The 13,744-nt window shown below is 71.9% G+C and carries 12 protein-coding genes; 1 reads left to right on the forward strand and 11 read right to left on the reverse strand.

The window, feature by feature from the left end; translation table 11 throughout:
• Positions 1–183 precede the first annotated feature (183 nt).
• The 11 genes from murC to QMG39_RS16745 all read right to left on the reverse strand — a co-directional run bounded on the left by murC (position 184) and on the right by QMG39_RS16745 (position 12,544).
• Positions 184–1,554 (reverse strand): UDP-N-acetylmuramate--L-alanine ligase, encoded by a 1,371-nt coding sequence (murC, locus tag QMG39_RS16695; RefSeq protein ID WP_281887333.1) that lies wholly within the window; start codon positions 1,552–1,554, stop codon positions 184–186.
• Between the two features lie 103 nt (positions 1,555–1,657).
• Complete coding sequence (locus QMG39_RS16700; RefSeq protein ID WP_281886952.1) at positions 1,658–2,740, reverse strand: UDP-N-acetylglucosamine--N-acetylmuramyl-(pentapeptide) pyrophosphoryl-undecaprenol N-acetylglucosamine transferase; 1,083 nt, start codon at positions 2,738–2,740, stop codon at positions 1,658–1,660.
• Positions 2,737–3,963 carry a putative lipid II flippase FtsW gene (gene ftsW, locus QMG39_RS16705; RefSeq protein ID WP_281886954.1) on the reverse strand — a complete coding sequence of 409 codons (1,227 nt, stop codon included), beginning with the start codon at positions 3,961–3,963 and terminating at the stop codon, positions 2,737–2,739. The genes QMG39_RS16700 and ftsW overlap by 4 nt, the downstream gene beginning before the upstream one ends.
• Entirely contained in the window at positions 3,923–5,467 is a 1,545-nt protein-coding gene (gene murD, locus QMG39_RS16710) for a UDP-N-acetylmuramoyl-L-alanine--D-glutamate ligase (RefSeq protein ID WP_281886956.1), read from the reverse strand. Before murD ends, ftsW begins: the two co-directional genes overlap by 41 nt.
• Positions 5,452–6,546 (reverse strand): phospho-N-acetylmuramoyl-pentapeptide-transferase, encoded by a 1,095-nt coding sequence (mraY, locus tag QMG39_RS16715; protein ID WP_281886958.1) that lies wholly within the window; start codon positions 6,544–6,546, stop codon positions 5,452–5,454. Before mraY ends, murD begins: the two co-directional genes overlap by 16 nt.
• The gene (locus QMG39_RS16720) at positions 6,543–7,946 is read right to left on the reverse strand and encodes a UDP-N-acetylmuramoyl-tripeptide--D-alanyl-D-alanine ligase (protein WP_281886960.1); all 1,404 of its coding nucleotides are present in this window, start codon (positions 7,944–7,946) and stop codon (positions 6,543–6,545) included. The genes mraY and QMG39_RS16720 overlap by 4 nt, the downstream gene beginning before the upstream one ends.
• A gap of 12 nt (positions 7,947–7,958) precedes the next feature.
• On the reverse strand, positions 7,959–9,734 hold the full coding sequence (locus QMG39_RS16725; RefSeq protein WP_281886962.1) for a peptidoglycan D,D-transpeptidase FtsI family protein: 1,776 nt from the start codon (positions 9,732–9,734) through the stop codon (positions 7,959–7,961).
• A gap of 27 nt (positions 9,735–9,761) precedes the next feature.
• Positions 9,762–10,376 carry a cell division protein FtsL gene (gene ftsL, locus QMG39_RS16730; protein WP_281886964.1) on the reverse strand — a complete coding sequence of 205 codons (615 nt, stop codon included), beginning with the start codon at positions 10,374–10,376 and terminating at the stop codon, positions 9,762–9,764.
• Entirely contained in the window at positions 10,373–11,341 is a 969-nt protein-coding gene (gene rsmH, locus QMG39_RS16735; protein WP_281886966.1) for a 16S rRNA (cytosine(1402)-N(4))-methyltransferase RsmH, read from the reverse strand. The genes ftsL and rsmH overlap by 4 nt, the downstream gene beginning before the upstream one ends.
• A gap of 98 nt (positions 11,342–11,439) precedes the next feature.
• Positions 11,440–11,871, reverse strand: a complete 432-nt coding sequence (gene mraZ, locus QMG39_RS16740) for a division/cell wall cluster transcriptional repressor MraZ (RefSeq protein ID WP_281886968.1) — start codon at positions 11,869–11,871, stop codon at positions 11,440–11,442.
• A 289-nt stretch (positions 11,872–12,160) separates the two neighbouring features.
• Positions 12,161–12,544 (reverse strand): SCO2097 family morphological protein, encoded by a 384-nt coding sequence (locus tag QMG39_RS16745; RefSeq protein WP_281886970.1) that lies wholly within the window; start codon positions 12,542–12,544, stop codon positions 12,161–12,163.
• A gap of 75 nt (positions 12,545–12,619) precedes the next feature.
• On the opposite strand from QMG39_RS16745, the gene QMG39_RS16750 reads away from it, so the two are divergent.
• Positions 12,620–13,744 carry a polyprenyl synthetase family protein gene (locus tag QMG39_RS16750; RefSeq protein WP_281886972.1) on the forward strand — a complete coding sequence of 375 codons (1,125 nt, stop codon included), beginning with the start codon at positions 12,620–12,622 and terminating at the stop codon, positions 13,742–13,744.

A 13,744-nucleotide genomic window follows, 5' to 3' on the forward strand; every position in this document is an offset into this window, starting at 1 on the left:
GCGCGGGGCGGAGCGGGCGCCCGGTCGGGAGCGGACGGGGGCGCCGTGTCGCCGGCCCCGTCCGCGCCGGCCTCCGGGGCGTCCGCACCGCGAGCCCCGCCCGGCCGTGCGCCGGCGCCGGGGACGGCACCCCCGCGCGGCCGACCGTCGAAGCCCTGCGGACGCCTCACGCCGGAAGCATCCTCAGCCCCGCTCGCGCTCGAGCGAACCCAGCAGCTGCGGGACGATGCGGTACACGTCGCCGCAGCCGAGCGTGATCACGAAGTCGCCCTCGCGCGCGATGCGCGCGGTGTGGTCGGCGGCCTCCTGCCAGTCGGCGACGAACGCCACCTTGGACGGGTCGTTGAACCGGTCGGCCACCAGCTGGCCGGTGACGCCGGGCTCAGGGTCCTCCCGGGCGCCGTACACGTCGAGCACCACGGTCTCGTCGGCGAGCGTCTCGAGCACCTCGGCGAACTCGCCCGCGAACAGGCGGGTGCGGCTGTAGAGGTGCGGCTGGTGCACCGCGATGATGCGCCCCTCGCCCACCACCGTGCGCGCGCCCGACAGCGCGGCGGCGACCTCGGTCGGGTGGTGCGCGTAGTCGTCGTAGACGCTCACGCCCCCCACCGTGCCGTGCAGCTCGAACCGACGGCCGGTGCCGCCGAACGCCGCGATCGCCGCGAGCGTCTCCGCGGGCGGGAAGCCCACCCCCACCAGCACCGCGAACGCCCCGGCCGCGTTGATGGCGTTGTGCACGCCGGGCACCGCCAGTCGGGTGCGGTAGGTCGCGCCCCCGTGGTCGATGGCGAACTCCACCGGGCCCTCGGCGACGATCGAGTGCACGCGCACGTCGGCCGAGTCGGCCTCGCCGAAGGTGAGTACCCGCCGGTGCGAGAGGCGCTCCTTGACGCGCAGTGCGCCGGGGTCGTCGGCGGAGATCACGACGAGCTCGCGCGCCCGGTCGGCGAAGGTGACGAATGCGTCCTCGAACGCCTCGAACGAGCCGTAGTGGTCGAGGTGGTCGGGGTCGACGTTGGTCACGAGCGCGACGGAGGTGTCGTAGAGCAGGAACGAGCCGTCGGACTCGTCGGCCTCGACGACGAACCACTCCCCCGAGCCGCGCGCCGAGCTCGTGCCGAGCGCCTGGATGACACCGCCGTTGACGAAGCTCGGGTCCTGCCCGAGGCCGATGAGCCCGGTGATGATCATGCCGGTCGACGTCGTCTTGCCGTGCGCACCGGCCACCGAGATGAGCCGCTGCGAGCGGATGAGCCAGGCCAGCGCCTGCGAGCGGTGCAGCACCGGGATGCCGTGCTCGAGCGCGTACCGGTACTCCGGGTTGTCCTGCCAGAGCGCGCCCGTCACGACGACCGTGTCGGCGTCGCCGACGTGCGCGGCATCGTGCCCGATCGAGACCTCGGCCCCGAGCTCGCGCAGCACGCGCACCGCGTCGGAGTCCCGCACGTCGCTTCCCGTCACCCGGTGCCCCGCGCCGAGGAAGAGCCGCGCGATGCCGCTCATGCCCGCGCCGCCGATGCCGACGAAGTGGACGGCGCCGATGGTCTCGGGCATCTCGATGGAGGTGTCGGGCTTGATCGTCACGTGCGATGTGCTCTCTCTGGTCGGCGGGTCGACGCGTGCGCGTCCGAGGTCAAGGCTACGCGCGTCGGGCGGGTCAGGGCGCTCCCGCGCCGAGCGCCTCGTCGACGAGCGCGACCATGCGGTCGGTGCCGTCGATGACGCCGGCCGATGCCGCGGCCGACGCCATCGCGGCCACCCGGCTGCCCTCGGCGAGCAGGGGGACGACGTGCGCATCGACCCAGCTCGGCACGAAGTCGGCGTCGTCGACGAGGATTCCGCCGCCCGCCTCGACCACGCCGGCGGCGTTGAACCGCTGCTCGCCGTTGCCGACCGGGTACGGCACGTACACGGCCGGGATGCCGAGGGCCGCGAGCTCGCTCACCGTCGCGGCGCCCGCACGCGAGAGCGCGAAGTCCGCGATCGCGAGCGCGAGGTCCATGCGGTCGCAGTAGTCGATCATGCGGTAGCCCTCGAGTCCCGGGTCGGAGACCTCCGAGGCGCGGCCGGTGATGTGCAGCACCTGCCAGCCGGTGCTGCGCAGCGCCAGGGCCGATCCCGCCACGGTCGCGTTGACCCGCCGCGCGCCGAGCGAGCCGCCGGTCGCCAGCAGCACGGGTCGGCCGGCGTCGAGTCCGAAGTACTCTGCGGCCTCGGCCCGCGCGACCGCGCGGTCGAGCTGCTCGATCTCGCGCCGGAGCGGCATGCCGACGAATCTCGCCTCGTGCAGCGGCGTGCCCTCGAAGGCGACGCCCACCGTCGCGGCGAAGCGGCTGCCCAGCCGGTTGGCGAGCCCCGGCTTCGCGTTCGCCTCGTGCAGCGCGACCGGCACCTTCTCGGCGCGCGCCGCGAGGTACGCGGGGGTCGCGACGTACCCGCCGAACCCGACCACGACGTCGACGCCGTGCTCGCGGATGAGTTCGCGAACGGTGCGGATGCTGCGCCGGAACGTCGACGGGAACGCGACCGCGGCCCGGTTCGGCCGACGCGGGAAGGGCACCTTCGGAATCGTGAGCAGCTCGTAGCCGCGCGCGGGCACCAGGCGGGACTCGAGTCCCTCGGCGGTGCCGAGCACGAGCACCTGCGCGTCGGGGTCGCGCTCGCGCAGCCGGTCGGCGACCGCGAGCAGCGGGTTCACGTGGCCGGCGGTGCCTCCGCCGGCGAGGAGGTAGGTCGTCATCGCGCGGTCGCCCGCTTCCGCTGCCGCGCGGGGGCCGGTGCGGCCTCGCGCGCGACCGAAAGCACCACGCCGATGCCGACGAGGGTCGTCAGCAGGGCCGTGCCGCCGGAGGACACGAGCGGAAGGGGGACGCCGAGGACGGGGAAGACTCCGAGCACGACACCGATATTGACACACGCCTGCCCGATCACCCACACGAGCATCGCGGCGGTCACGGTGCGGCCGAACATCGTGGGCGCGTGTCGCATGATGCGGGCGAACGCGATCGCGAGCACCACGAGCAGGCCGAGCACCACGACCGCGCCGATGAGGCCCAGTTCCTCGCCGATGATCGCGAAGATGAAGTCGTTGTCGGCGGCCGGCAGCCACGACCACTTCGCGGTCGAGTTGCCGAGGCCCACTCCGAAGACGCCGCCGTTGGCGAGCGCGAACGTGCCGTGCTCGGTCTGCCAGCACGAGTTGATGTAGTCGTCGCAGGTGTGGCTGAGGAACGCGCCGATGCGCTGCATGCGGTTCTCGCTCGTGACCGCCGCGATCGCGAAGGCCCCGGCGCCGAGCAGCACCGGTACGACCAGCAGCCGGAGGCGCACGCCGATGAGGAACAGGGTGCCCAGCAGCATCCCGCCCATGATCATGACCGTGCCGAGGTCGCCGCCGAGCAGCACCAGCCCGATCGCGCCGCCGCCGATGAGCAGGATGGGCAGCACGCCGCGGGTCCACTCGCCGAGCACCTGCTCCTTGCGCGTCGTCATCAGCCCGAGCCAGAGCACGAGCGCGAGCTTGATCGCCTCCGACGGCTGGAACTGGAACCCGAACAGGTTCAGCCAGTTCGTGTTGCCACCGACCGTGACGCCGAGGTCGGTGGCGACCACCAGCACCTGGAGCCCGCACGAGACCGCCAGCGCCGGCCAGGCCACGAGCATCCAGAACCGCTGGGGCAGCCGGCTGACCAGCAGCATGAGCGGGATGCCGACCAGCACGAACACGCCCTGGCGCATGAACTCGCCGAAGAAGCCCTCGTCGGCGATGTACGAGTCGACCGTCGACGACGAGAGCACCATGATCAGTCCGAAGACCACCAGGAAGACGGTCGTGCCGAGCAGGGTGAAGTAGTTGGCCGACTCGGCCCGGAACATGCGTCCGAGCCGGATGCGGGCCGCCGAGATGCCGCCGGGGCGATCCTCAGCCGGCGTGTCCGGGCGCGCGTGGGGCGGAGCCGTCATCCGCCTCACCTCCCAGGTACTCGTGCACCGCGCCGGCGAAGCGCCGGCCCCGGTCCGCGTAGTCGGTGAACTGGTCCATCGACGCCGCGGCCGGTGCGAGGAGCACGGTGTCCCCCGCCTGTGCGAGGCCCGCGGCCGAGGCGACCGCGTGACGCATCACGTCACCAGTGTCGGCGCTGTCGACCTCGACCACCTCGAGCCCGGGGGCGTGTCGCGCGAACGCCGCCACCAGCGGTGCACGGTCCACGCCGATCACGACGACGGCGCGCAGCCGGTCGACGTGGCCTGCGACGAGCGCGTCGATGTCGACGCCCTTGAGCAGGCCGCCCACGATCCAGACCACCGACGGGTAGGCCGCGAGCGACGCCTGCGCCGCGTGCGGGTTGGTCGCCTTCGAGTCGTCGACCCAGCTGACGCCGTCGGCCGCCGCGACCTGCTCGATGCGGTGCGCGTCGAGCCGGAACGACGCGAGGGCGTCGTGCACGGTCGCCGGCGGCACGCCGACCGACCGGGCGAGCGCCGCCGCGGCGAGGATGTTCGCCACGACGTGCGGCGCCGCGAGGCCCGCCTGCGCGAGCTCGTCGAGCGTCGTCAGCTCGAGCGCGGTGTTGCGCCGGTCGTCCAGGAACGCGCGGTCGCAGAGCACGCCCTCGGCGATGCCGAAGTCGCTCGGCCCCGGGACGCCCAGGTCAAACCCGATGGCGCGTGCGCCCTCCTCGACGTCGGCCTCGCGGACCATCCGCTCCGTCGCGGCATCCGACTTGTTGTACACGCACGCGACGCGCACATGCTCGTACACCTTCGCCTTGGCGGCCCGGTAGGCCTCGGCCGAGCCGTGCCAGTCGAGGTGGTCGTCGGCGATGTTCAGGCAGACGGATGACACGGGGTGCAGCGCCCCCGGACCCGTGAGCGGCAGTGCGTGCAACTGGTAGCTCGAGAGCTCGACCACGAGCACGTCGAACCCGCCCGGGTCGCGCACCGCGTCGAGCACGGGCACGCCGATGTTGCCGCAGGGCGCGGCGCGCAGCCCGTGGGCGGCGAGCATCGTGGCGGTGAGCTGGGTCGTGGTGGTCTTGCCGTTGGTGCCCGTGACGAGGATCCACTCTGCCGCCGGCTCCACCTTGTCGCGCACGCGCCAGGCGAGCTCGATGTCGCCCCAGACGGCGACCTGCTCGGACGCCGCCCACTCGAGCAGCGGGTGATCGGGGTGGAACCCGGGCGAGGTGATCACGAGCTCGGGGTCGAACGCGGCGACCTCGTCGGGCACGGCATCGAGCGGATGCTGCAGCAGGCGCGCGCCGATCACCTGGAGCACGCGCACGCGATCGTCGTCGACCTTCGGCGCGACCACGAGCACCTCGGCACCGAGCTCGGCGAGCGTGTCGGCGGCGGCGAAGCCGGTGACCCCGGCGCCCAGGACGAGGACCCTCAGGCCCGACCAGTCGGAGCGCCAGCTCGTGAGACCGTCGAGCCGGGAGGCATCCGTCATCAGTTGGCGAGCCATTCGAGGTAGAAGGTGCCGACTCCGGCCGCGACCAGCAGGCCGGCGATGATCCAGAAGCGCACCACGATCGTGACCTCGGCCCATCCCTTGAGCTCGAAGTGGTGGTGGATCGGGCTCATCAGGAAGATGCGCTTGCCCCGCGTGAGCTTGAAGTACGCCCGCTGCACGATGACCGAGCCGGTCTCGATCACGAAGAGGCCGCCGATGAGGATGAGCAGCAGCTCGGTGCGGCTCACGACCGCGAGGGCCGCCAGCGCCCCGCCGAGTGCGAGCGAGCCCGTGTCGCCCATGATGATCTTCGCCGGGTTCGTGTTCCACCACAGGAAGCCGAGCACCGCGCCGACGATGGCGGTCGCGACGATCGCGATGTCGAGCGGGTCGCGCACGTCGTAGCAGCGGTACCCGTCGCTCGGGTTGAGGTTCTCCGAGAAGCACGACTGGTTGAACTGCCAGAAGCCGATGATGACGAAGGAGCCGATCGCGAGGATCGAGGCGCCCGAGGCCAGGCCGTCGAGCCCGTCGGTGACGTTCACCGCGTTCGAGGCGGCGGCCGTCAGCAGCGTGATCCAGAGCACGTAGAGGATGACGCCGACGATCGTGCCGAAGACCATGAAGTCGAGCGGCAGGTCGCGGATGAACGAGATGCTCGTCGACGCGGGAGTGACGCCCTGCGAGTTCGGGAAGCCGATCGCGAGCAGGGCGAACAGCGCCGCGACGATCACCTGGCCGGCGATCTTGGCCCAGCCGCCGAGGCCGAGGCTCTGCTTCTTGCGCGTCTTCAGGAAGTCGTCGACGAATCCGACGATGCCGAGCCCGACCATCATCAGCAGCACGAGCAGGCCCGACGCGGTCGGCGGCTCGTCGAACAGCAGGGTCGCCGTGAAGTACCCGAACAGCGTGCCCAGGATGAAGATGATGCCGCCCATCGTGGGCGTGCCGCGCTTGACGTGGTGGCTCTTCGGACCGTCGTCGCGGATGAACTGGCCCCAGTTCAGCTTCGTGAACAGCCGGATGAACAGCGGCGTGAGGAACAGCGTGAAGGAGAGCGACAACGCTCCGGCGGTCAACAGAGTTCTCACGCGAACCATTCTCCCAATCGGTCGCCGAGATGCCGCAGACCCGCCGCGTTCGACGATTTCACGAGCACGGTGTCACCGGGCCCGGCCATCGATGATACGAGGTCGAAGGCCTCCTCGGGGGTCTCGACGAACGTGCTCTCGCCGTCCCACGACCCCTCGTTGATCGCGGTGATGTGGAGGCGCCGCGCGCCCGCGCCCACCACCACGAGCTGCGAGATGCCGAGCCGCACCGCCTGCAGGCCGATGCGGTCGTGCTCCTCCCCCGAGAACTCGCCGAGCTCGCTCATCTCCCCGAGCACCGCGATCGTGCGTCCGCCGGCCCGTCCGAGCTGCGCGAGCGTCTTCAGCGCCGCGGCCATCGAGTCGGGGCTCGCGTTGTAGGCGTCGTTGATGACCGTGATGCCGTCTCGGCCGCCCATGAGCTGCATGCGCCAGCGCTCGGCGAGCGTCACCGACTCGAGCCGCTGCACGATGTCGTCGAGCGCGAGGCCGAGCTCGGTCGCGACCGCGATCGCCGCGAGCGCGTTCATGACGTGGTGCTCGCCGAGCACCCGGAAGCGCACGTCGGCGCCGCCGACACCGGCGACCTCGACGTGGAAGTCGGTGCCGCCCGCGTGCGCGACCACGTCGCTCGCACGCACGTCCGCGTTCGGGCCGAAGCCGAAGCGCACGATGCGGGCGCGGGTGCGGGCGGCCATGCCGTCGACGCGCGGGTCGTCGGCGTTCAGCACGGCGACGCCGTCGTCGGCGAGCGCCTCGACCATCTCGCCCTTCGCGAGCACGGTCTGCTCGATGCCGCCGAACTCGCCGGCGTGCGCGAGGCCGACCTTCAGCACGACCCCGATGTCGGGACGCGCCATGCGCGTGAGGCGCGCGATGTGCCCCACCCCCGATGCGCCCATCTCGGCGACGAGGTACTTCGTCGACCCGGTGAGCTCGAGCATGGTGACCGGCGCGCCGACCTCGTTGTTGTACGAGCCCCGCGGGGCGACGGTCTCGCCCTCGGGCGACAGGATCGCGCGCAGGAGGTTCTTCGTCGTCGTCTTCCCGTTCGACCCCGTGATGCCGATCACGCGCAGGTCGCCCGAGGCGCGCACCCTGCTCACGACCTCGGTCGCCAGCGCGCCGAGCGCGACGACCGCGTCCCCGACCACGACCTGCGGCACGTCGAGCTCGAGCGGGTGCTCGACGATGAGGAGCTCGGCGCCGGCCGCGACCGCGTCGGGTGCGAATCGGTGCCCGTCCGTCACCTCGCCGGGCTTGCAGACGAACACGTCGCCGGGGCCGACCTCGCGGGAGTCGGTGTGCACCGCTCCCGCCACGACTCGGGTGCCGTGCGCGGCATCGACGAGTCGCCCGTCGACGGCGCGCGCGACCTCATCGATCGTCAGGGCGAGCATCGTCCTGCTTTCTCACCAGTGCGCTGGCAGTTCGGGCGCTTCAGCGCCGGAGGGAGTCGTCCGATTCGACTTCAGCACCTGGCTCATGACCTCCTGGAAGACGGGAGCCGAGGCGGCGGACGAGTTCATCTTAACGGGATCCATGATGCTCACCGAAACGACGAACTCCGGGTCGTCGGCGGGCGCGAAGCCCGACACGGAGACGAGGTAGCCGCTCTGGTAGCCGCCGTTCCCGTCGGGCACCTGGGCGGTTCCGGTCTTCGCCGCGACCCGGTACCCGGGGACGTTCCAGCGGTCGGCGAGCCAGCCGTCGCGGTACACCTGCTCGAGCATGAGCGAGGTCTTCGCGGCCGCCTTCTCCGAGATCACGCGCGTGCCCTCGGCGGGCGCCTCGTCGGTGAGCTCGCCGTCCTCGCCCACGCAGCCCTCGACCAGGGTCACGGGCATGCGCACGCCGCCGTTGGCGATCGTCTGGTAGACGCTCGCGATCTGCACCGCCGTGGTCGTGAGGCCCTGGCCGAACATGGTCGTGTACTTGGTCTGGTTGTCCCAGTCCCGCCAGTCGTGCAGGATCCCCGGATCCTCGGCCAGGAACCCGACCTCCGTCGACTGACCGATGCCGAACGCCTCCAGGTACCCGAATCGCTCGGAGTCCGACAGGCGCTCGCCGAACAGCGACATGCCGGTGTTCGACGAGTCGACCAGCACGCCCGTCAGGGTCATGCGCTCGTCCTCGTGGAAGTGGCTGTCGTTGATGTTCGCGCCGTTCGACGGCAGGTAGCGGTACGGCGCGACGACGCCCGGCTCGTCCTCCCCCGCGTCGACGACGGCCGCGGCCGTGAGGGTCTTGAACGTCGAGCCGGGCTCGAACGACGCCGTGAACGCCCGCGAGCCGCGGTCGGACGAGTCCGACGCGGCGGGGTCGTTGGGGTCGACCGTCGGCACGTCGGCGACGGCGAGCAGCCGTCCCGTCTCCACCTCCATGACGGTCACCGTCGCCCAGGCCGCACCGGTCGCCGCGACCTGGGCCGCAGCGACCCGCTGCACGTACCACTGCAGGTCGGAGTCGATCGTGAGCTTCAGGTCGCCGCCGTCCCTCGCCTCCTCGAGCACCACCGTGCTGTCGGGGATCGGCGTGTAGTCGCCCGCGCCGTACAGGTACTGCTCGAGCCCGTCCTGCCCGGCGAGGCACGCGTCCTCGCTCAGCTCGAGGCCGGCGAGGGCGTCGCCGTCGTCTCCCGTGAAGCCGATGAGGTTCCCCGCGACCGACCCGTTCGGGTAGGTGCGGCTCGGATGCCTCCAGGGGACGACCCAGGGGATGTCGAGCGCCTGCACGGCCTCGTAGGTCGTCACGTCGACCAGCTTCGACACGTACGCGAAGTCGGAGTCCGGGTCCTCCGCGAGCGCGGCCTCGATGATGCCGAGCACCTGGTCGCCCGTCAGGCCGACGACCGCCCCGAGCGCCTCCGCGGTCTCCTCGAGCGGCACGTCGACGGTCTCGCCGTCGACCTCGCGCTCGATCGGGCCCGCCTTCGCCTTGGACGGCGACAGGGCGATGTCCCAGCGCATGACGCTGTCGGCGAGCACGACGCCGTCGGCGTCGAGGATGTCGCCGCGGGCGCCGTACACGGTCTTCGGCGCGGAGCGCAGCTCGGTCGCCTGCTCGCTGAGCGAGGCCGCGCGCACCACCTGGATGTCGACGAGACGCGTGACGAACACCGAGATCAGCCCGAGCAGCACGGCGGCGAACACGACGGCGCGCCGGGAGCGCGATCGGCTCGTGGTCACGGGTGCGCTCCCTTCCGCGGGCCCGGGTCAGCGTGTGCTGGGCGTGGGCAGCCCGTCCTCGAACGACGGTACGTCGGGCTCGGCCTCGGCCGCGGCCGCCGCGCCGGACGCCTCGCGGTCGGTCACGGGCGCGGGCGCCGCCCCGGAGGGGGCGTCCGCGCTCGCGGTGCGCTCCTCGGTGACGAGCGGGACGCCCGAGATGAGCGAGTTCGGCACGAGCGACGCCGACGACCCCGCCGTGGACGCCGCGGCGGGCACGGGCTCGCCGAGCACCTTGCCGTCGGACAGCCGCAGGTAGACCGGGTCGGCGTCCTGCACCATGCCGAGCGACTCCGCGTTCGCCGCGAGGAACTGGGGCGACTCGACGCGGTCGAGCTCCTCGGCCACCTGCTGGTGGGTGCGCGCGAGCTCGGTCTGCTCCGCCTGGAGCGCGTCGATCTCGTACGCGCCCTGGGTGACCGCGACGCTCAGCAGCAGCTGCGCGGCGATGATGAGCGCGGCGCCGGCGACCGCCACGATGGCGTAGGCGAGCCGGGGCCGGGCGCGACGCGGCGCCGGCTCCGGAGCCGGCCGGAGTCGGGGATGCGGGCGCGGTGCGGGCCGTTCGGCCGGCCTCGCGCGCCCCAGGACCTGTGCGCTCATGCGTTCCCCCTCGTGCGTTCCACCGCGCGCAGCCGGACGGGCTTCGCGCGCGGGTTCTCCTCCTGCTCGGCCGGGCTCGCGAGCTCGGCTCCCCTCGTGAGCAGTCGGAACCTCGGCTGGTGCTCGGGCAGCTCCATGGGCAGCCCGGGCGGTGCGGTCGACGTCGTGGCCGCCTGGAGCGTGCGCTTCACGATGCGGTCCTCGAGCGACTGGTAGGCGAGCACGACCATGCGCCCGCCCACCGCCAGCGCATCGAGCGCGGCGGGTATCGCGTGCTCGAGCACGGACAGCTCGGCGTTGACCTCGATGCGCAGCGCCTGGAAGACGCGCTTGGCGGGGTGGCCCGCCCGTTGCAGCGCCGCCGGCGTGGCATCCGACAGGATCTCCACCAGGCGGCCCGAGCGCGTGATCGGCGCCTCGGCGCGCGCCCGGACGATCGCCCTGGCGTACCGTGCGGCGAGCTTCTCCTCGCCGTACTCCTGGAAGATGCGGCGCAGGTCGCCCTCGCCGTACTCCGCCAGGACGTCGGCGGCGGTGATGCCGGCCGACGCGTCCATGCGCATGTCGAGCGGCGCGTCCTTGGCGTACGCGAAGCCGCGTTCGGCGCGGTCCAGCTGCAGCGACGAGACGCCGAGGTCGAAGAGGATGCCGTCGACCGCGCTGAAGCCCTCGCCCGCGACGGCGTCGAGGATGCCGTCGTACACCGTGTGCACCGGGCGGAGCCGGTCGCCGAACCGCGCGAGGCGCTCGGCGGCGATCCCGAGCGCGTCGGTGTCGCGGTCGAGGCCGATCACGGTGAGGCCGTCGAAGCGCTCGAGCAGCGCCTCGGTGTGGCCGCCCATGCCGAGCGTGGCGTCCACGAGCACGGCCCCGGCGCGCGCGACGGCGGGCTCGAGCAGTTCGATGGTCCGCTCGAGCATGACCGGGGTGTGGATGCGTGACAGGTCGTCCATCTCTTCGTCCATCTGCGTTCCGGGCCGATCCCGGCCCCCGATTCCCATCCGGGTCGTCCTGCTGCGGGGAAGTGCACCAGGCTGATCCGGCTGGGGATCGCGGGCCGGGCTCAGAAGAGCCCCGGGATCACCTCCTCCGCCGTGTTCGCGAAGACCGCTTCCTGCTCTGCGAGGTACGTCTGCCATGCCTCGGCGTCCCAGATCTCGACGCGGCTGCCCGCGCCGATCACGGCGAGGTCGCGGTCGAGACCCGCGTACTGGCGCAGGGACGACGGGATGGTGACGCGGTGCTGCTTGTCGGGGGTCTCCGCGGTGGCGCCGGACAGGAACACGCGCATGTAGTCGCGGGCCTGCTTGCTGGTGACCGGTGCCTGGCGGATCGTGTCGTGGATGGTCTCGAACTCGCGCGCGCTGAAGACGTACACGCAGTGCTCCTGACCACGTGTCATCACGAGGCCGTTGGCGAGTTCATCCCGGAACTTGGCCGGAAGAATGATGCGCCCCTTCTCGTCGAGCTTCGGCTCGTGCGTACCGAGGAACACTGCATCACCCCCATTCCTCCGGCCAGAACCAGGTAGCTCCACTTTACTCCACTTTCCACCACTTTCAATGGAACCTGAGTCGAATTCAGGGCCTGCACATACAGGAACCCCCGTGATCATGCGGATCACGGGGGTGGAGGGAAATGGAGTGAATCAGGGCTGCGGATGCCTCGAAGGCGCGCGAATCGCGCGATTCACCCGCCCGGGCCGGGCGTCGCATCTCCGGCGAACGCGAACGAGGGCCGATCCTCGATCGGATCGACCCTCGGTGGAGCGAAGTGGAGGCGGGCTAGTCGCGCTCCTCCTGGCGGCGGTCCCAGCGCTGGTTCATGCGGTCCATGAAGCCGGCCGAGCCCGAGCCGCGCCCGGAGCGCTGCCCGTCCGCGAGGTCGGAGAGCTCCTCGACGGAGACCTTCCGCGACGGCGAGATCGCGAGGAGCACGCCGAGGAACATCAGCGCGAACCCGATGATGCCGATGAACAGCAACTGAGTCGCGACTCCGGCGATGAGCGCACCCACGCCGGCGACGCCCAGCAGCACGCCGAGCACCACGGAGCGGTAGTTCGGTCGGCCACGTCGCCCACCCACCGTCGCCACGAAGTCGGCATCGTTGCGATAGAGGCTGCGCTCCATCTCCTCCAGGAGGCGCTGCTCCTGCTCTGAAAGCGGCATCTCATTCCCTTCAGCCTCGGGATCGACGCATCGTATCCCGATTCTAGCGCCGCCACGCGCCAGTAGGCTAGGCGCGTGCCGGAAAGCTCCCATCTCGTCGACCTGGTGCACGCCCGGATCGACGAGTTCCTCACCGAACGCCACTCCATTCTCGTCTCGATCAGCCCGGACCTCGATCCGATCGCGACGTTCTCCCGGCGGTTTCTCAGCGGCGGCAAGCGTTTCCGGGCGCTCTTCTGCTACTGGGGCTGGCAGGCGGTGCACGGGCACTCCGGCGGGTTCGACCCGTTCGCGGAGGACGGCGACCCGGAGACCGACCCGGTCGGCGTCGTCTCGGTCGCCGCTGCCCTCGAGTGCTTCCACGCCGCCGCGCTCGTGCACGACGACATCATCGACCACTCCGACACGCGCCGCGGGGCCCCGGCCGCGCACCGCGAGTTCGAGTCGCTGCACCGCGAGGCCGGGTGGGACGGCGACGCCGCAGCGTTCGGCGAGGCCACGGCGATCCTCGTCGGCGACCTGCTGCTCGGCTGGGCCGACGACCTGATCCAGGCGGGCACGAGCGTCCTCGACGACCCCGCCCGCGCGATCGCCGCGCGCCGGGAGTTCCAGCGCATGCGCGCGGAGGTCACCGCCGGGCAGTACCTCGACATCCTCGAGGAGCAGGCGTGGCGGAGCCAGCCCGAGGCGCAGCTGCGGCCGCGTGCCGAGCGCGTGATCGTGTACAAGTCCGCGCGCTACAGCATCGAGGCGCCGCTCCGCATCGGCGCCGCCCTCGCCGGCGCCGACCCCGCGCAGCTCGCCGCACTCAGCGACTTCGGCCTGCCGCTCGGCATCGCCTACCAGCTCCGCGACGATCTCCTGGGCGTGTTCGGCGACCCGGCGACCACCGGCAAGCCGTCGGGCGACGACCTCCGCGAGGGCAAGCGCACGGTGCTGATCGCGGTGGCGAGGGAACTGCTGGCGCCCGGCCAGCGGCGACTGCTCGACGAGCTGCTCGGTGATCCCGGCCTCGACGCCGCCCAGGTCGAGATGCTCCAGGAGACGCTGCGCGCCTGCGGCGCCGTCGACGAGATCGAGCGGATCATCTCGGCGCGCGTCGCCGAGGCGACCGCCGCGCTCGAGGACGCGCCGCTCAGCCGAGCCGCGCGCGCCGAGCTGACCGCGCTGGCCGAGACGGTCGCCCGCCGCGAACGCTGA

The sequence above is a fragment of the Agromyces rhizosphaerae genome, from assembly GCF_027925245.1.
Classification (GTDB): domain Bacteria; phylum Actinomycetota; class Actinomycetes; order Actinomycetales; family Microbacteriaceae; genus Agromyces; species Agromyces rhizosphaerae.